Source organism: Streptomyces sp. BE20 (assembly GCF_036322525.1).
Lineage (GTDB): Bacteria > Actinomycetota > Actinomycetes > Streptomycetales > Streptomycetaceae > Kitasatospora.
Genome location: NZ_JAQYWW010001078.1, coordinates 1 through 473, shown reverse-complemented (window position 1 = coordinate 473; position 473 = coordinate 1). Strand labels below are relative to the sequence as shown.

General features: G+C 72.5%; 1 protein-coding gene. It reads right to left on the bottom strand.

Annotation, left to right across the window (positions count from 1 at the left end; translation table 11 throughout):
• A partial coding sequence (locus PUR61_RS31090) for a polyketide synthase dehydratase domain-containing protein (protein ID WP_443035269.1) occupies window positions 1-473 on the bottom strand: 473 nt, incomplete at both ends.

Below are 473 nucleotides of genomic sequence, written 5' to 3'. Positions count from 1 at the left end.
GTGGTGGTGCGGATCTGGAGGTGGTGGGGGGTGGGGTCGGGGAGGGTGAGGGGGGTGTGGAGGGTGAGTTCTTCGAGGTGGGGGGTGTCGGTGTGGTGGGCTGCTTGGAGGGCGAGGTCGAGGAAGGCGGTGCCGGGGAGGAGGACGGTGTGGTTGACGGCGTGGTCGGCGAGCCAGGGGTGGGTGCGTAGGGAGATGCGGCCGCTGAGGAGGGTTTCGCCGGTGTCGGCGATGTCGACGGCGGCGCCGACGAGGGGGTGGCCGGTGGTCTCCAGGCCCGCCGCACCGACATCCCCCGCACCGGACGGCGCGTCCAGCCAGAAGTTCTGCTCCTGGAACGGGTAGGTGGGCAGTTCGACGCGTCGGCCGCGGGGGATCGCGGTGGTCCAGTCGACGGTGAGGCCGGTGGTCCAGGCGTGGGCGAGGGAGGTGAGGAGGCGTCGTCGGTCGCCTTCGTCGCGGCGCAGGGTGGG